The following is a 16,170-nucleotide window of genomic DNA, read 5'->3' on the forward strand; positions in this document are numbered from 1 at the left end:
ATCCCACGGACGGGGAATGGCTCCGCCCCCCGTCAGGAGGTGGAGCCATTCGGCAGGAGCGCGCGGGGCGGGTCAGCTACGGCGGGAGCGCCGGTTGCCTGTGAGAGCCCGGTACAGGACGAGAAGGATGAGGGATCCGACGATGGCGGCGATCCAGGTGGATATGTCGAAGAAGCCATCGATGGAGTCCACACCGAAGATGACCTTGCCGAGCCAGCCGCCGAGCAGGCCACCCGCGATGCCGATGAGGATGGTGATGATGATGCCGCCGGGGTCCTTGCCCGGCATCAGTGCCTTGGCGATGAGGCCGGCGAGCAGACCGATGATGATCCAGGCGATGATGCCCATGGTGCGTCTCCTACCTCGATGTACTGAATTGGTGTCAAGACACCGTCTGTACCGTCCTGACCTTTCTAAACGCCGCGCGGCCCCCGGACCGCCGGGAACACAGCGAGGGCCGCCACCCCGTGGTCGTCGGGGTGGCGGCCCTCGCCGGTGTCACGGGCCGGTCGGCCCTGACCCTTTAGAGGTCGAAGTACAGCTCGAACTCGTGCGGGTGCGGGCGCAGCTGGATCGGGGCGATCTCGTTCGTGCGCTTGTAGTCGATCCACGTCTCGATCAGGTCGGGCGTGAAGACGCCGCCGGCCTGGAGGTACTCGTGGTCGGCCTCAAGTGCGTCGAGGACCGCCGGGAGCGAGGTCGGGACCTGCTGGACGCCCGCGTGCTCCTCGGGAGCCAGCTCGTAGAGGTCCTTGTCGATCGGCTCAGGCGGCTCGATCTTGTTCTTGACGCCGTCCAGGCCGGCCATCAGCAGGGCCGAGAACGCCAGGTACGGGTTCGAGGACGGGTCGGGGGCGCGGAACTCGACGCGCTTCGCCTTCGGGTTGGAGCCCGTGATCGGGATGCGCATCGCGGCGGAGCGGTTGCGCTGCGAGTACACCATGTTGACCGGCGCCTCGAAGCCCGGGACCAGACGGTGGTAGGAGTTCACCGTCGGGTTGGTGAAGGCGAGCAGCGACGGGGCGTGCTTCAGGATGCCGCCGATGTAGTAGCGCGCCATGTCCGAGAGGCCCGCGTAGCCCTGCTCGTCGTAGAACAGCGGGTCGCCGCCGGCCCACAGGGACTGGTGCACGTGCATGCCCGAGCCGTTGTCACCGAAGATCGGCTTCGGCATGAAGGTCGCGGTCTTGCCGTTGCGCCAGGCGACGTTCTTCACGATGTACTTGAAGAGCATCAGGTCGTCGGCCGCGGCGAGCAGCGTGTTGAACTTGTAGTTGATCTCGGCCTGGCCGGCGGTGCCGACCTCGTGGTGCTGGCGCTCGACCTGGAGGCCGTTCTTGTCCAGCTCCAGGGAGATCTCGGCACGCAGGTCGGCGAAGTGGTCGACCGGCGGCGTCGGGAAGTAGCCGCCCTTGTAGCGGACCTTGTAACCACGGTTGTTCTCGACCGCACCGGTGTTCCAGGCGCCGGCCTCGGAGTCGATGTGGTAGAAGCTCTCGTTCGCCGACGTCTGGAAGCGGACGTTGTCGAAGACGTAGAACTCCGCCTCGGGGCCGAAGAAGGCCGTGTCGGCGATGCCGGTCGAGGCGAGGTAGGCCTCGGCCTTCTTGGCCACGTTCCGCGGGTCACGGCTGTACTGCTCGCCGGTGATCGGGTCGTGGATGAAGAAGTTGACGTTCACCGTCTTGTCGCGGCGGAACGGGTCGACACGGGCCGTGGAGAGGTCCGCGCGGAGGGCCATGTCCGACTCGTGGATGGCCTGGAATCCGCGGATCGACGAGCCGTCGAAAGCCAGTTCCTCGGCCGGGTCGAAGGTCGCCGCCGGAATCGTGAAGTGCTGCATCACACCCGGCAGGTCGCAGAACCGGACGTCGATGAACTTGACGTCGTTGTCGGCGATGTACTTCTGGACTTCGTCGGCGTTCTGGAACATCCAACTCCTCCTACTCCCGACCCGGGAAAGGGCGGGGTTGCAGCTCGTCTGTGTGGCCAGTGCGGTGGCACACGCTGGCCCTGACCATAGGCAGACAGGATTTCTCCAGCATGACCCATTTGTTTCGCACAAGTTAACCAGGGTGACCGCGGGCGGCACCTCCGCGACGTGTTCCGCACCCGCGAGGACGGGTGCGGAAGCGGGCGCAGTACCGTGGACGGGTGGACAACAGGCAAGCAATCGGATCGTGGCTCTCGGGGCCGCGCGCGGCGGCCGAGGAGATGGGCGCCGACTTCGGTTACCGGGGTCAGCGCCTCGGTCTGCCCCAGGAAGGCCCGGGGTCCGTGGCCCCGCTCGGCCGGCGCTTCGGGGCTCTCTTCATCGACTGGGCCCTGTGCATGGTGATCGCATACGGGCTGCTCGCTCGCGGTGACCAGCAGGCGGCGGGGAACTGGGCGCTCGGCGTCTTCCTCGTCATGAGTCTGCTGACCGTCGGAACCGTCGGCTCCACCCCCGGCAAGCGGATTCTGGGCCTGCGGCTCGTTTCCGAGGACGGCGGACGGCTCGGCACCGTGCGGGTCGTCCTGCGGACGGTGCTGCTGCTCCTGGTGGTCCCCGCCATCGTCTGGGACCGGGACAGCCGCGGCCTGCACGACCGGCTGGCCCGCGCAGTCCAGGTGCGTATCTGAGGCGTACGAAGAAGGCATGAGAAGAGGAGCGGCCCGGACGAGTGCGTCGTCCGGGGCTGCTCCTCTTCGTACGTGTTCGGTCAGCGCATCTTTCCGCCGCGTGGCATCCGCATGCCCTTCGGCATGGGCCCCTTCGGGAGCGGCATGTTGCTCATCAGGTCGCCCATCGCCCGCAGCCGGTCGTTGGCGGCGGTCACCTGCGCCCCGGTCAGGACCCGCGGAAGCTTCAGCATCGTGGTGCGGACCTTCTTCAGCGGCACCTGGCCCTCGCCGCCGTCGCCGACGATGATGTCGTGCACCGGTACGTCGATGACGATGCGGGCCATCCGCTTCTTCTCCGCCGCCAGCAGGCTCTTCACCCGGTTGGGGTTGCCCTCGGCGACCAGGACGATGCCTGCCTTGCCCACCGCGCGGTGGACGACGTCCTGGTTGCGGTTCATCGCGACGGCCGGAGTCGTGGTCCAGCCACGGCCCACCCGGTCCAGCACCGCCGCGGCCGCGCCCGGCTGGCCCTCCATCTGCCCGAAGGCCGCACGCTCGGCACGCCGTCCGAAGATGATCGCCATCGCGAGGAAGGCCAGGACGAAGCCCAGGATGCCCGCGTAGACGGGGTGACCGATCAGGAAACCGATCGCGAGGAAGACGCCGAAGGTGACGATTCCCACACCCGCGACGACAAGACCCACCTTGGAGTCCGTCCGCCTGGTCATCTTGTAGGTCAGGGCGATCTGCTTGAGCCGCCCCGCGTTCTCGGCGCTGTCCGCGCCGTCAGTGTTTGCCTTCCTCGCCATGTACGGAAGTTTACGTGGCCCCGGAGCGGCGCAGGAACGCGACCTAGGAACGGTGGTCGGCCACGGCCTTCAGCACATGCTCGGCCTCGACCCGGTCCTGCGCCCTGCGGCGGTCCTCCAGGACCGCTGTCCAGGCGTTGCGGCGGGCGGTGCGCTGGCCGCTGCTCAGCAGCAGCGACTCGACCGCGCGGAGCGCGGTGGCGACGGTCGGGATGGCGTTGGCTCGTACCGGTGCGACGTGCATCGTGGATGTTCCCCCTCGGAGCGGATGCGCGCGCCCGGCGCGCACTGAGTAGCGGGAAGCAATGACGACGGCGGCTGCGGAGCCACCGTGTATGTACCTAGGGTCACTGCTCGGTGTTACCAGTGCATGACCGGTCGGTCAAACACCAATGAAACTCTGATTTCGGCGGCGCGCACGCCGACGCGGCCCATACGGGCCCCTGGCCTGCGGGGGACGTACGGACCGCGTCGTTGCGGGCATTACCGCTCAGTAGCTTCTTGTGCGCCGATTCACACGGCGGAGGCGGTCGCGGCGGTCACTCCGCGTCGCTCCATCGCCTGCTGGAAGAGGCGTCCCGCGCGGTACGAGGAACGCACCAGCGGGCCCGACATGACGCCGGAGTAACCGATCGCGTCGGCCTCGTCCTTCAGCTCGACGAACTCATGCGGCTTCACCCAGCGCTCGACCGGGTGGTGCCGTGCGGAGGGCCGGAGGTACTGCGTGATCGTGATGAGCTCGCAACCCGCGTCGTACAGGTCCTGGAGCGCCTCGCTGATCTCCTCGCGGGTCTCGCCCATGCCGAGGATGAGGTTCGACTTCGTCACCAGACCGGCCTCACGGGCCCGCGTGATGACGTCCAGGGAGCGCTCGTAACGGAAGCCGGGGCGGATCCGCTTGAAGATCCGCGGCACCGTCTCGACGTTGTGCGCGAGGACCTGGGGGCGCGAGGAGAAGACCTCGGCGAGCTGCTCCGGCTCCGCGTTGAAGTCGGGGATCAGCAGCTCCACCTTCGTGGCGCCGCTCGCCCGCTCCGCGGTCAGGGCGTGGATCTGGCGCACGGTCTCCGCGTACAGCCACGCGCCGCCGTCGTCCAGGTCGTCGCGTGCGACGCCGGTGATCGTGGCGTAGTTCAGGTCCATCGTCACGACGGACTCACCGACGCGGCGGGGCTCGTCACGGTCCAGCGCCTGCGGCTTCCCCGTGTCGATCTGGCAGAAGTCGCAGCGCCGGGTGCACTGGTCGCCGCCGATGAGGAAGGTCGCCTCGCGGTCTTCCCAGCATTCGTAGATGTTCGGACAGCCGGCCTCCTGGCACACGGTGTGCAGTCCCTCGCCCTTCACGAGCGCCTGCATCTTCGTGTACTCGGGGCCCATCTTCGCCCGGGTTTTGATCCACTCGGGCTTGCGCTCGATGGGGGTCTGGCTGTTTCGGACCTCCAGGCGCAGCATCTTGCGCCCGTCGGGTGCGACACCGGACACTCCGGCACCCCTTTGCTTTCGCTGCATTGGATTCTTCGGCGAACACCAGGGTACGCCCGTGGTTAGAACGGCCTTGCGTCTGGCCAACCTGTGGCCGAGGGGGCCTATTCCCCGCGGCTTCCCCGCGCTCTCCCTATACCGGGGCGGCCGGCTCCGCGGCAGGCTCCTTCGGCGCGATGACCCGCGGCGCGAGCTCCGCGTTCTCCAGGATGTCCCGCAGGTGTCTCTCGACGACCGGGAGGATCTCGTCGATCGTGATCTCGCGGCCCAGTTCGTAACTGAGCGAGGTCACCCCCGCGTCCCGGATGCCGCACGGCACGATCCGGTCGAACGAGGTGTTGTCCGGGTTCACGTTCAGGGAGAAGCCGTGCATCGTGACGCCCTTGGCGACCCGGATGCCGATCGCGGCCAGCTTGCGGTCCTCGCGGCGCTGTCCCGCGTTGGAGGGCGCGTACTCGGGGCCGTTCAGCCGGGGGTCGAACTCCTCGTCGTGGAGGCGGGGGTCGAAGTCGAGGGAGAGCCCGCCGAGCGAGGGGCGGTCCTCGACCGGGTCACCGAGGACCCAGACGCCGCTGCGGCCCTCGACCCGGCTGGTCTCCACGCCGAACTCGGCGGCCGTGCGGATCAGGGCGTCCTCCAGCCGCCGGACATGCGCGACCACGTCCACCGGGCGGGGGAGCTTGAGGATCGGGTAGCCGATGAGCTGCCCGGGGCCGTGCCAGGTGATCTTGCCGCCGCGGTCGACATCGATGACCGGGGTCCCGTCCAGCGGGCGCTCGCTCTCCGTGGTGCGCCGCCCCGCCGTGTAGACGGACGGATGCTCGAGGAGCAGGCAGGTGTCGGGGACGGTGTCCTCGAACCGGGCGGCATGCACCTCGCGCTGCTTCTGCCAGGCCTCCTGGTAGTCGACCCGTTCCTCACCGAACCCCAGACGGACGAACCGCAGCTCACTCACTCGGGTGCCTCCCTACTCGCGGTGCCGGAGGGCCGGGGAGGTCCCCTGAGCCACGTCACCATGCACTGATGTGCGCCCCGAGCCACTGTACGACCGCCACGGAACACGGAGTCCGGCAGGTTACGGGCAGGGGGCCACCGTCAGCGATCCGACAGTCCTCACACGATCGGATGAACATGGAGCGAAGGTCATCGGCACCGCGGCCGGGGCGGTTAAGTTCGCGCCGTTCCATAACGGGCTCGCCCGCTCCCAACCGTGGGGGAGCCCGTAAGGGCTGCCCGCCCGGCGCCGAAGGCAGGAGACCTTACAGCTGATGTCGGAACGACCTCCGCAGCGCACCCCGAACCGGCGGCTCGCTGCCCTCATCGCGGAGGCCGGGTTCTCCCATGCGGGCCTGGCCCGCCGGGTGGACCAGCTCGGCCTCGAACACGGGCTCGACCTGCGATACGACAAGACCTCGGTGACCCGCTGGCTGCGCGGCCAGCAGCCCCGGGGCACCACCCCCGCGCTGATCGCCGAGGTCTTCACCAGACGGCTCGGGCGCCGGCTCTCCGCACAGGATCTGGGCCTGGACGCGTGCGCGCCCGTCTATGCCGGGCTGGAGTTCGCTGCCACGCCCGCCGAGGCCGTCGACATCGTCAGCGGGCTGTGGCGCAAGGACTCGGGCAGCCATACGGAGCTGCGCAAGATCGCGTTCACGCCCGCTGGACTGGTCGTCCCCAGCCGGGACTGGCTGATCGGACGGGCCGACGAGTGGGTCGGCCGCGGCGAGCCGCGGGAGCGCGGCAGCGCTGCCGGCGCCGGCGGTCTGCCCGCCCCCCGTACGCCCGCGGAGGGCCATGGGGCCCGGCCCCCGCACGGGCTCCATCAGACCAACGGGACCGGCGCCCCGGGCCCGGCGCAGGGGGCGGGCGGCGCCAGGCCCGGCTCCACCCGTGGGCCCAGCCCCTCGCGTCCGCCCGCCCCCGCGCCACCGGCCCCGGGCGTCCCGCGCCAGCGGGGGACCGAGCGCGGCGCGGGCCAGCGGGTCGGCAGCGGTGACGTCGCCGCGCTGCGTTCGGTGGGCGAGCTCTTCCGCACGCTGGACAACACCTACGGCGGGGGCCACGCCAGGCAGGCTCTCGTCCGGTATCTGGAACACGAGGCGGAGCCGATGCTCCGGGGGAGCTACGGCGAGACGATGGGCCGCCGGCTGTTCTCCGCCGCCGCCGATCTCACCCGGCTCGCGGGCTGGACCTCGTACGACATCGCGGCGCACGGCCTGGCCCAGCGCTATTTCGTCCAGGCGCTGCGGCTCGCCCAGGCCGCGGGGGACCGGGCGTACGGCGCCTTCGTGCTGATCACGATGAGCCGGCAGGCGGTCTATCTCGGGCACGGCAGGGAAGCCGTCCAGCTCGCACGCGTCGCCCAGCAGGGCATCGGCTCCTCCGCGCCGCCCGTCGTCCTGGCCCTGCTGCACTCGGTCGAGGCGCGCGGACACGGCGTCCTCGGGGAGACCAGGCCCTGTGTCGCCGCGCTGGCGCGGGCGGAGCGCGCGCTGGGGATCTCCCGGCCGGGGGACGATGTGCCGTACTGGGCGCGCTACTTCGACGAGGCCCAGCTCGCCGACGAGTTCGGCCACTGCCACCGCGACCTCCAGCAGTACCGCGTCGCGGCCCAGCACGCCGAGCGGTCGCTCCAGCTGCGCGCGCCGGCATACGCCAGGAGCAGGCTGTTCTGCCGGGTGGTGCTCGCCTCCGCGCGGCTCGGGCTCGGCGAGCTGGACCAGGCGTGCCTGCTGGGCGCCGAGGCGGCCCAGCAGGCGGCGGAGATGCGGTCGGTGCGGGCGACGGAGTACGTACGCGACTTCGAGCGCCGCCTGGAGCCGTACAGGGACGCCGTCGCCGTACGCGGATACCGCGACCGGGTCGCCGCGCTGGGCTGACGGGGAGCGGGCCTCAGGCGGCGGCCGGCAGCTCCGTCCCGCCGTCCTGCCGCACGCGTACCCCCAGATCGGTGAGGATCGCCGATGCGGCGCGCCTGCCCGAGCGCAGCGCCCCCCGGACCGTGCTGGTGTCGCGGTGGTCGCCGCACACGTACAGCCCGGTGAGCAGCCGGACGGGCCGGCGTGGATCGTGCGGCGGTGGCATGGCGGGCACGGCCTCCGGGTCGTGACGAGCGGCCAGCAGCTCCCAGCCGTCGGTGGGTGTGCCGTACAGCCGGGCCAGATGGGCGCGTACCTCCCCGTCGAGGTTCCTCGGCGGCCGGCCGAGCACCGTGGAGGTGATCAGGGTCCGGCCGAGCGGCGCGCGCGAGGGGTCGACCTCACTCATCACCGCGGTGTGCGCGACCGGCCCCGAGCGGTCCGCGTCCAGCAGCAGACGGCCGCCGGTCACCGGTGCCTCGTCGGCGGTGTGGTGCACCACGGTCACCGGGTGGAACGCGGGCATCCGCAGGCCGGGCAGCAGCTCGGCGGCGGCTCCCGCGCCGGTGGCCAGCAGGAGCGAGCGGCAGCCGAGCTCGCCGTGCTCCTTGGTGTGTACGGAGGTGATGTCGGCGGCCGTCACGTGGACCCCGGTGCGTACGGTCCCGGGCGGCAGGGCGGCCGCCAGCAGCTCGGGCAGCGTCGCGGAACCGCCCGCGGGCACGCAGAGCCGGCCGCGCGCGTAGTCCCGCAGGGTGAGGTCGGCGATGCGGCTGGAGGTACTGAGCCCGGGGTCGCCGAGCAGCGCCGAGAGCAGGGGGTGCAGGAATCCGGCGGCCGTACGGGGCGGCAGCCCGCGCGCCGCCAGCGTGTCGAGCGCGGTCCCGTCCGGCCTGGCCAGGATCCGGGACTCGGGAGCGGTGGCGAGACGGGCCAGCCAGGCACCGAGCCTGGCCTGTTCGATGGCCCCGCCCAAAGGCGCGCGTGGGGCGCTCGACCGGGAGCGCACAGCACGGAGTGCGCCCCGCGCGCTCCGTACGTCCCCGGCGCGGTACTGCCGCCCTCCGCTGTGGACGAGCACCCCGGGCGCGAAGTCCCGTAGCACCAGCCCTTCGAGCCCCGGGGTGCTGCTCAGCTCCGGATACGCGGAGCTGAGCAGTGGACCGAGATGGTCGAGCCGGAAACCGTCCACGTCCTGGGTGGCCATCCGTCCGCCCACCTGCGGGGCGGCCTCCAGGACGCTGACGTCGACCCCTGCGCCGATCAGCTGGTGAGCCGCCGAAAGGCCGGCGATTCCGGCCCCGATGATGACCACATCCGCGTGGTCCGCTGTGTGTGCCCCGATCACGTGCCCCTCCCCGAGTCGGTGCGACTGGTGGGGGGCTATTGCCCCCAACACGCTCCAGAAATGCCCGAGTTCGGGTCGAGGCTAGGTAGATGGCCGAGTCAGGTGCAGTCGCACGCACCCCGGGCACCGGTGCACGGGGTCGCACAGGGGTCCTGGAGCGGCGCCGGAGAGCGGTCAGCGCAGCGCGGCGCGGACGGCCTCGTCGATGCCGGGGAAGGCGAAAGCGAAGCCCGAGTCGAGCAGCTGGCCGGGCAGCACCCGCTGGCTGGCCAGGACGTCGCCGGCGAACTCGCCGAGCGCGAGCTTCAGAGCGGGCGCAGGAGCGGTGAACAGGGTCGGACGCCGCAGCACCCGCCCCATGGCGGCCGTCACCTGGGCATTGGTGACGGGGGAGGGGCCCGTCAGATTCACCGGGCCCGACAGCGTCTCGGTGTCCAGGATGTGCCGCAGCGCGGCGATGTGGTCGTGCAGCGCGATGAAGCTCCAGTACTGCCGGCCGTTCCCCATCCGTCCGCCGAGCCCCGCCTTGAACAGCGGGAAGAGGCGCGCCCACGCACCGCCCCGCCGGGAGACGACCAGACCGGTCCGCGCGTGGACGGTGCGTACGCCCGCCTCCTCGGCCGGAGCGGTGGCCTCCTCCCACTCCACGCACACGGACGGCAGGAAGCCGTCGCCGGGCGGTGCGCTCTCGTCGACGGCACGGTCGCCCGTGTCGCCGTAGAAGCCGACGGCCGACCCGCACAGCAGCACCTTCGGCGGGGTGTCCAGGGAGGCAACCGCCTCGGCGACGGCCGCGGTGCCGAACACCCGGCTGTCCCGGATCTCGCGCTTGTAGGCCTCGGTCCACCGGTGGTCCCCGACCCCCGCCCCGGCGAGGTGGACGACCGCGTCGCAGCCGACCAGGCCCGCCGCGTCGACGTGACTGCGCTTCGGGTCCCACTCCACCTCGTCGCCGGTGGCGGCCGGGCGGCGCACCAGGCGCACCACCTCGTGCCCGTCGGCGCGGAGCGAGCGCACGAGCGCCGATCCGATGAGTCCGGTCGATCCGCTGACGGCGATTCGGGAATGCGGCATGCCGTCCATCCTGCCCCACGCGCCCCCGGACACGCGGGAGCCGGGGGCGTGGGACGCGCATGACACAGTTGCGCGCATGTCCGTGACACGATTCCGGTCCCTCGCCCCCGTCCGTCCCGCCGTCCCCGAGGACGAGAGCGCTCTCGGCGAGCTCGACCGGGCCACCTGGTCGACCCTCCACGCCGTGCAGCCGAAGCCGCAGCCCCCGTACGAGCCCTTCTTCGACGAGCGGCACCTGCCCGGCGAATACCTCGTCGTCGAGGCCGTCACCGGCATGGACGAGGTGTGCCTGGCCGGCTACATCCGGCTGGCCCGCCCGACCCCGCTCGCCTGCAACGCGCACGTCCGCCAGATACAGGGCCTCGCCGTCGCCGACTGGGCGCGGCGCCACGGCGTCGCACGTGCGCTGCTGCGCGCCGCGTACACCGATGCGCGCCGGCAGGGCGCCGGGCGGCTCACCCTGCGGGTGCTCGGCCACAACACCGCCGCGCAGGCGCTCTACGCCTCCGAGGGCTTCGCCGTCGAGGGCGTACTGCCCGGCGAGTTCTTCCTGGGCGGGCGGTACGTCGACGATGTCCTGATGGGCCGCTCCCTGACGGCCTGAGCCCCTGCGACCTGATCCCAGGTCGCCCGTCCGGGGCTCAGGCCGTGCCGAAGCGTTCCCAGAGCGCGGGATAGCGCTCCGCCAGCGCCGTGTCGTCGTCGAACCCGAAGGGCGTGCCCGCCGGTTCCGCCGCCTGCGGCGGCAGCCCCAGGTCGGGTGCGACCGCCCCGGTCAGCTGCTCGTAGGCCTCGTCGGCGGCGTAGCCGATGTCCTCGCCGTCCCCGTCCCCGTCGATGTCCGCCTCGAAGTCGTCCAGCAGTTCGGCCAGCGAGTCCGGCTCGTGCATCGCGCCCTCGAAGACCTCCCGGCCCTGGGCGATCAGCCAGCAGCGGAAGTAGTCGAACGCGTCGTCGCTCGCCCCACCGAGCAGTACGGCCGCCGCGCCCCACAGGTCCCAGCGGTAGGCCCGGTTGTAGCGGGCCTCGAAGTGCCGGGCGAAATCCAGCACGGAGTCGGGGTCGAGCCGCGCCAGCCGTTCGACGAGCAGGTCGGCATGGTCCTCGGGGTCGCCGTCGGCGGCCTCGCGGGTGTTGTCGATGATCTCCCAGAACTCCGTCTCGTCCATCACGGGTCCAGCATCTGCCCCGAGGGCGGCTGACGCACGCCCAGACACCGGAATATGGCCTTCGGCGTCACTCAGGGGCCACTTCAGTGATAGAGATCGCGCAGTCGTTCGGCGGTATCGGCAAAGCGTTCGCGCAGGGCGGCAGGGGCCAGGACCTCCACCTCGGGCCCCAGGGACAGCAGCTGGCCGTACGCCACGTCGGCGGACTCGACCGGCAGGACGACCGTGAGCCGGCCGTCCGCGTCCGGTGCCGAGGCCCCGGCCAGCGCCTCGGTCGCGGCGGCCCGGTCCACGGTGTGCGGCAGCCGCCGCACGCCCGCATCCGACAGCCGTACGGTCACCTCGGTACGCAGGAGCGACCGGGCGAACTGCGTGGCCCGCTCCTCCCAGAAACGCGGCAGGTCGAAGTCCTCGTCCCGTACGAAGCGGGTCTCCGACAGGACGACAGAGGTGAACCGGTCGATCCGGTACACCCGGAAGTCGTCACCGGCCCGCGCGCAGAGGTACCAGACCCCGGCCTTCAGGACGAGGCCGTACGGGGCGAGCTCCCGCTCCACCTCGTCCGACGGCCGGCGGCGGTAGCGCGCCAGGACCAGCCGGTCGTCCCGGACGGCCTCCGCGACGGCGGGCAGCAGCTCGGGGGCGGGCGGGTCGTGGTACCAGCCGGGCGCGTCCAGGTGGAAGCGCTGGGACGCCGTGCGCGAGGCGTCCCGGAGCGACGGGAGCAGGGCGGCCGTCACCTTCAGGCGGGCCGCCGATGCGGCGTCGTCGAGCCCCATCTCGCGCAGGGCGGTGGGCAGCCCGGACAGGAAGAGCGCCTCGGCCTCATGGCGGGCAAGACCGGTCAGCCGTGTCCGGTAGCCGCCCATCAGCCGGTAGCCGCCGGCCCGGCCGCGGTCGGCGTACACCGGCACACCCGCCTCGGACAGCGCCTGGGCGTCCCGGGTCACGGTGCGCTCCGACACCTCCAGCTCCTCGGCCAGCTGTGCGCCGGTCATGGAGGGCCGGGACTGCAGGAGCAGCACCATCTTGATCAGCCGGGCAGCACGCATGGACCCATTGTGGTGCGCGCACGGCGGGGTGCGGGTGCCGGGTCGCCCGGCACCCGCACCCCGCCGTCGCGGACTCACATGCCGTACTTCTCCCGGGCCTCCTTGACCTTCGAGGCCGGGATCTCGCCGCGGCGGGCCAGCTGGGCCAGCGCGGCGACCGTGACCGACTCGGCGTCGACACCGAAGTGGCGCCTGGCCCCCTCGCGGGTGTCGGAGAGGCCGAAGCCGTCCGTACCCAGCGAGGACCAGTCCTGCTCCACCCACTGGCTGATCGAGTCAGGCACCGCGCGCATCCAGTCGCTGACCGCGAGGACCGGGCCCGGCGCACCGGAGAGCGCCTGGGTCACGTAGGGCACGCGCTGCTCACCGCGGAGCAGTGCCTCGTCGGACTCCAGGGCGTCGCGGCGCAGCTCGCCCCACGAGGTGGCGGACCACACGTCGGCCGTGACACCCCAGTCGGCGGCCAGCAGCTCCTGGGCCTTCAGGGCCCAGTGGATCGCCGTACCCGAACCCAGCAGCTGGAGGCGCGGCGCGTCCGCCGAGGCGGCCACGCCCTCCTTGAAGCGGTACAGGCCCTTGACGATGCCCTCCTCGACGCCTTCCGGCATCGCGGGCTGCTGCTTCGGCTCGTTGTAGACCGTCAGGTAGTAGAAGACGTTCGAGTCCTCGCCCGGGGCGGCCTGGCCGTACATCCGGCGCAGACCGTCCTTGACGATCACCGCGATCTCGTACGCGAACGCCGGGTCGTAGTTCAGGGACGCCGTGTTCGTGGAGGCGATCAGGTGGGAGTGGCCGTCCGCGTGCTGGAGGCCCTCGCCCGTCAGCGTCGTACGGCCGGCCGTGGCGCCGACGATGAAGCCCTTGCCGAGCTGGTCGGCGAGCTGCCACATCTGGTCGCCGGTCCGCTGCCAGCCGAACATCGAGTAGAAGATGTAGAACGGAATCATCGTCTCGCCGTGCGTCGAGTACGACGTGGCGGCGGCGATGAAGTCGGCCATGGACCCGGCCTCGGTGATCCCCTCGTTGAGGATCTGGCCGTCCTTGGCCTCCTTGTAGTACATCAGCTGGTCGCGGTCGACCGGGTCGTAGGTCTGCCCGAGCGGGGAGTAGATACCGGCCGAGGGGAACAGCGACTCCATGCCGAAGGTACGGGCCTCGTCCGGGACGATCGGCACCCAGCGCCTGCCGGTCTCCTTGTCCCGCATCAGGTCCTTCACCAGGCGGACGAACGCCATGGTGGTGGCCATCTCCTGCTTGCCCGACCCCTTGTACAGGGCCTTGAAGGCGCGCTCCTCGGGCTGCGGGAGCGGCACCGTGTGCAGCCGGCGGGCGGGGGCAGGACCGCCGAGGGCGGCACGGCGCTCCTGGAGGTAGCGGACCTCGGGGGAGTCGGCGCCCGGGTGGCCGTAGGGGACGAGCCCGTCCTCGAAGGCGCTGTCCGGGATCGGGAGACCGAGCAGCTCGCGCATGCCCTTGAACTCGTCGATCGACAGCTTCTTCATCTGGTGGTTGGCGTTCTTGGACTCGAAGCCCTTGCCGAGCGTGTAGCCCTTGACCGTCTGGGCGAGGATCACGGTCGGCGCGCCCTTGTGCTCGACGGCGGCGCGGTAGGCCGCGTACACCTTGCGGGCCTCGTGGCCACCGCGGGAGCTGTAGAAACACTCGGCGATCTTGGCGTCGCTCAGGAGCTTCGCGAGCTCCACCAGGGCGGGCTCGGTGCCGAAGAAGTGCTCGCGGATGTAGGCCACGTCACGCGTCGCGTACGTCTGGAACTGCGCGTCCGGGACCTGGCGCAGGCGGCGGATGAGCGCGCCGGTGGTGTCCAGCTGGAACAGCTCGTCCCAGGCGTTGCCCCAGAGCGTCTTGATGACGTTCCAGCCGGCTCCGCGGAACTGCGCCTCCAGCTCCTGGACCACGCGGAAGTTGGCGCGGACCGGGCCGTCGAGACGCTGCAGGTTGCAGTTGATGACGAAGGTCAGGTTGTCGAGCTGCTCACGGGCCGCGAGGGCGAGGGCGGCGGTCGACTCGGGCTCGTCCATCTCGCCGTCGCCCAGGAAGGCCCAGACGTGCGAGTTCGACGTGTCCTTGATCTTGCGGTTGGTCAGATAGCGGTTGAAGCGCGCCTGGTAGATCGCCGAGAGCGGGCCGAGGCCCATCGAGACGGTGGGGAACTCCCACAGCCAGGGCAGCCGCCGCGGGTGCGGGTAGGACGGCAGGCCGTCGCCGCCCGACTCCTGCCGGAAGTTGTCGAGCTGCTGCTCGCCGAGGCGGCCGTCGAGGAAGGCGCGCGCATATATACCGGGCGAGGCGTGGCCCTGGATGTAGAGCTGGTCGCCCGAGCCGTCGCCCTCCTTGCCGCGGAAGAAGTGGTTGAAGCCGGTCTCGTACAGCCAGGCCGCCGAGGCGAACGTGGCGATGTGGCCGCCGACGCCGTACCGGGCGCCGCGGGTGACCATCGCGGCCGCGTTCCAGCGGTTCCACGCGGTGATCTTCGATTCCATCTCCAGGTCGCCGTCGAACGCGGGTTCGGCGGCGGTGGGGATGGTGTTGACGTAATCGCTCTCCAGCAGCTTGGGCAGCGCGATGCCGGCGCCCTCAGCGTGCTGGAGCGAACGCCGCATCAGGTACGCGGCGCGGTGCGGGCCCGCGGCCTTGGTGACGGCGTCGAGCGAGGCCGCCCATTCGGCGGTCTCCTCGGGGTCGCGGTCCGGGAGCTGGTCGAGCTCGCTCGGAAGCTTTGCTACGGGGTCGGTCATGATCGCCGCCTTCCGGAGTGGGAGGGGGTGGAGAAATCCCTGGCTGGCAGGACAGGGCGATGGGGCCGGGTGGGCCCGCGAGTGAACTGTAAGTCGCCGATCGATGATCGATCAAAGGGTGAAGGGCAAAACTTCTCGATATGAAGAAAAGTGGCATGCGGTGCCGCGAAACGGGGCACGGAGTGACGGGATCAAAGGCGCGAAACGGGCGCTGACCTGCACGTCTGAGCGACTCGCGCGCCGGATGGGCGAGCTGCCCGTGGTCGATCGCCGGATCTCAGGCGCGCGGCGCGCACCCGAGGACGTGCTCCTTCACCAGGACGTCGATCTGTGGGTCCTTCCGCAGGAACGCCTCGATGAGCGACTCGTGCTCCTCGGCGTACGACTTCTGCACGGTGCCCAGCCAGCGGATCGACAGGGCGGTGAACACCTCGATGCCGAGCCCCTCCCAGGTGTGCAGCAGCACGGCGTTCCCCGCGGCGCGCACCATCTCACGGTGGAAGGCCACCGTGTGCCGCACCTGCGCCTCACCGTCGGCCAGCCGGTCCGCCTCGTACAGCGCCGCCACATGCGGGGCGAGCGCCGAGCAGTCCTCGCCGAGCGCGGGGGCGGCCAGCTCCGCCGCGATCTGTTCCAGCCCGGCCCGCACCGGGTAGCTCTCCTCCAGGTCGGCCGCGGTGAGATTGCGTACCCGGACACCCTTGTTGGGCGCGGACTCGATCAGCCGCAGCGTCTCCAGCTCCCGCAGCGCCTCACGCACGGGCGTCTGGCTGACCTCCAGCTCGGTGGCGATACGGCGCTCCACGATCCGTTCACCCGGCTTCCAGCGCCCGCTGACTATCCCTTCCACGATGTGCTCGCGGATCTGTTCGCGCAGCGAGTGGACGACGGGCGGGGTCATGAGGGGCTCCTTCGGGGCGAACCGGTGCTGCCCGCGCCGCACGGCGGCCGGTGGACGACCGGTGGTGTCCAGTGTCTCGGCGGTCAATGCCGCCCCGTCGCGACGGGGCGGCATTGA

General features: G+C 71.1%; 15 protein-coding genes. 3 read left to right on the forward strand and 12 right to left on the reverse strand.

Features of this window, described 5'->3' with window-relative positions; all coding sequences use genetic code 11:
- Positions 1 to 72: 72 nt before the first annotated feature.
- A complete protein-coding gene (locus AB0C75_RS28645) occupies positions 73 to 348 on the reverse strand; it encodes a GlsB/YeaQ/YmgE family stress response membrane protein (RefSeq protein WP_362894617.1) in 276 nt (91 codons plus the stop codon).
- Between the two features lie 175 nt (positions 349 to 523).
- Entirely contained in the window at positions 524 to 1,933 is a 1,410-nt protein-coding gene (gene glnA / locus AB0C75_RS28650) for a type I glutamate--ammonia ligase (protein ID WP_362894618.1), read from the reverse strand.
- A gap of 221 nt (positions 1,934 to 2,154) precedes the next feature.
- Between glnA and AB0C75_RS28655 the strand changes: the two genes are divergently transcribed.
- Positions 2,155 to 2,622 carry an RDD family protein gene (locus tag AB0C75_RS28655; protein ID WP_362894619.1) on the forward strand — a complete coding sequence of 156 codons (468 nt, stop codon included), beginning with the start codon at positions 2,155 to 2,157 and terminating at the stop codon, positions 2,620 to 2,622.
- Between the two features lie 80 nt (positions 2,623 to 2,702).
- On the opposite strand, the gene AB0C75_RS28660 is transcribed toward AB0C75_RS28655, so the two are convergent.
- The 4 genes from AB0C75_RS28660 to lipB all read right to left on the reverse strand — a co-directional run bounded on the left by AB0C75_RS28660 (position 2,703) and on the right by lipB (position 5,850).
- A complete protein-coding gene (locus AB0C75_RS28660; protein WP_362894620.1) occupies positions 2,703 to 3,413 on the reverse strand; it encodes a DUF4191 domain-containing protein in 711 nt (236 codons plus the stop codon).
- Between the two features lie 43 nt (positions 3,414 to 3,456).
- Positions 3,457 to 3,657, reverse strand: a complete 201-nt coding sequence (locus tag AB0C75_RS28665) for a hypothetical protein (RefSeq protein WP_362894621.1) — start codon at positions 3,655 to 3,657, stop codon at positions 3,457 to 3,459.
- A 269-nt stretch (positions 3,658 to 3,926) separates the two neighbouring features.
- Positions 3,927 to 4,895, reverse strand: coding sequence for a lipoyl synthase (gene lipA, locus AB0C75_RS28670; RefSeq protein WP_362894622.1), 969 nt, complete (start codon positions 4,893 to 4,895; stop codon positions 3,927 to 3,929).
- Positions 4,896 to 5,028: 133 nt separating this feature from the next.
- On the reverse strand, positions 5,029 to 5,850 hold the full coding sequence (lipB, locus tag AB0C75_RS28675) for a lipoyl(octanoyl) transferase LipB (protein WP_362894623.1): 822 nt from the start codon (positions 5,848 to 5,850) through the stop codon (positions 5,029 to 5,031).
- A gap of 313 nt (positions 5,851 to 6,163) precedes the next feature.
- On the opposite strand from lipB, the gene AB0C75_RS28680 reads away from it, so the two are divergent.
- Positions 6,164 to 7,774: a regulator gene (locus tag AB0C75_RS28680; RefSeq protein WP_362894624.1), complete on the forward strand. Its 1,611-nt coding sequence runs from the start codon at positions 6,164 to 6,166 to the stop codon at positions 7,772 to 7,774.
- A gap of 13 nt (positions 7,775 to 7,787) precedes the next feature.
- Here the strand turns inward: AB0C75_RS28680 and AB0C75_RS28685 are convergent, their stop codons facing one another.
- Together AB0C75_RS28685 and AB0C75_RS28690 are read right to left on the reverse strand one after the other, a co-directional pair.
- Complete coding sequence (locus AB0C75_RS28685) at positions 7,788 to 9,101, reverse strand: NAD(P)/FAD-dependent oxidoreductase (protein ID WP_362894625.1); 1,314 nt, start codon at positions 9,099 to 9,101, stop codon at positions 7,788 to 7,790.
- Between the two features lie 174 nt (positions 9,102 to 9,275).
- On the reverse strand, positions 9,276 to 10,175 hold the full coding sequence (locus tag AB0C75_RS28690; protein WP_362894626.1) for a TIGR01777 family oxidoreductase: 900 nt from the start codon (positions 10,173 to 10,175) through the stop codon (positions 9,276 to 9,278).
- A gap of 76 nt (positions 10,176 to 10,251) precedes the next feature.
- On the opposite strand from AB0C75_RS28690, the gene AB0C75_RS28695 reads away from it, so the two are divergent.
- The gene (locus AB0C75_RS28695; protein ID WP_362894627.1) at positions 10,252 to 10,779 is read left to right on the forward strand and encodes a GNAT family N-acetyltransferase; all 528 of its coding nucleotides are present in this window, start codon (positions 10,252 to 10,254) and stop codon (positions 10,777 to 10,779) included.
- Between the two features lie 37 nt (positions 10,780 to 10,816).
- On the opposite strand, the gene AB0C75_RS28700 is transcribed toward AB0C75_RS28695, so the two are convergent.
- The 4 genes from AB0C75_RS28700 to AB0C75_RS28715 form a co-directional block, all read right to left on the reverse strand.
- Positions 10,817 to 11,344, reverse strand: a complete 528-nt coding sequence (locus AB0C75_RS28700; RefSeq protein WP_362894637.1) for a DUF4240 domain-containing protein — start codon at positions 11,342 to 11,344, stop codon at positions 10,817 to 10,819.
- Between the two features lie 83 nt (positions 11,345 to 11,427).
- The gene (locus AB0C75_RS28705) at positions 11,428 to 12,396 is read right to left on the reverse strand and encodes a YafY family protein (protein WP_362894628.1); all 969 of its coding nucleotides are present in this window, start codon (positions 12,394 to 12,396) and stop codon (positions 11,428 to 11,430) included.
- Positions 12,397 to 12,470: 74 nt separating this feature from the next.
- Positions 12,471 to 15,152: a pyruvate dehydrogenase (acetyl-transferring), homodimeric type gene (gene aceE, locus AB0C75_RS28710; RefSeq protein ID WP_362894629.1), complete on the reverse strand. Its 2,682-nt coding sequence runs from the start codon at positions 15,150 to 15,152 to the stop codon at positions 12,471 to 12,473.
- A 277-nt stretch (positions 15,153 to 15,429) separates the two neighbouring features.
- Positions 15,430 to 16,053 (reverse strand): GntR family transcriptional regulator, encoded by a 624-nt coding sequence (locus tag AB0C75_RS28715; protein ID WP_362894638.1) that lies wholly within the window; start codon positions 16,051 to 16,053, stop codon positions 15,430 to 15,432.
- Between the last annotated feature and the right edge of the window lie 117 nt (positions 16,054 to 16,170).

Origin of the sequence: Streptomyces sp. NPDC048565 (assembly GCF_040650935.1) — a bacterium.
Classification (GTDB): Bacteria; Actinomycetota; Actinomycetes; order Streptomycetales; family Streptomycetaceae; genus Streptomyces.

Bases quoted from the DNA above. Each gene is read 5' to 3' on its own strand.
- AB0C75_RS28700 (WP_362894637.1), bottom strand. From the start codon at position 11,344: ATGGACGAGACGGAGTTCTGGGAGATCATCGACAACACCCGCGAGGCC.
- AB0C75_RS28695 (WP_362894627.1), top strand. From the start codon at position 10,252: ATGTCCGTGACACGATTCCGGTCCCTCGCCCCCGTCCGTCCCGCCGTC.
- AB0C75_RS28660 (WP_362894620.1), bottom strand. From the start codon at position 3,413: ATGGCGAGGAAGGCAAACACTGACGGCGCGGACAGCGCCGAGAACGCG.
- AB0C75_RS28705 (WP_362894628.1), bottom strand. From the start codon at position 12,396: ATGCGTGCTGCCCGGCTGATCAAGATGGTGCTGCTCCTGCAGTCCCGG.
- AB0C75_RS28645 (WP_362894617.1), bottom strand. From the start codon at position 348: ATGGGCATCATCGCCTGGATCATCATCGGTCTGCTCGCCGGCCTCATC.
- glnA (WP_362894618.1), bottom strand. From the start codon at position 1,933: ATGTTCCAGAACGCCGACGAAGTCCAGAAGTACATCGCCGACAACGAC.
- AB0C75_RS28680 (WP_362894624.1), top strand. From the start codon at position 6,164: ATGTCGGAACGACCTCCGCAGCGCACCCCGAACCGGCGGCTCGCTGCC.
- AB0C75_RS28665 (WP_362894621.1), bottom strand. From the start codon at position 3,657: ATGCACGTCGCACCGGTACGAGCCAACGCCATCCCGACCGTCGCCACC.
- AB0C75_RS28690 (WP_362894626.1), bottom strand. From the start codon at position 10,175: ATGCCGCATTCCCGAATCGCCGTCAGCGGATCGACCGGACTCATCGGA.
- AB0C75_RS28715 (WP_362894638.1), bottom strand. From the start codon at position 16,053: ATGACCCCGCCCGTCGTCCACTCGCTGCGCGAACAGATCCGCGAGCAC.
- aceE (WP_362894629.1), bottom strand. From the start codon at position 15,152: ATGACCGACCCCGTAGCAAAGCTTCCGAGCGAGCTCGACCAGCTCCCG.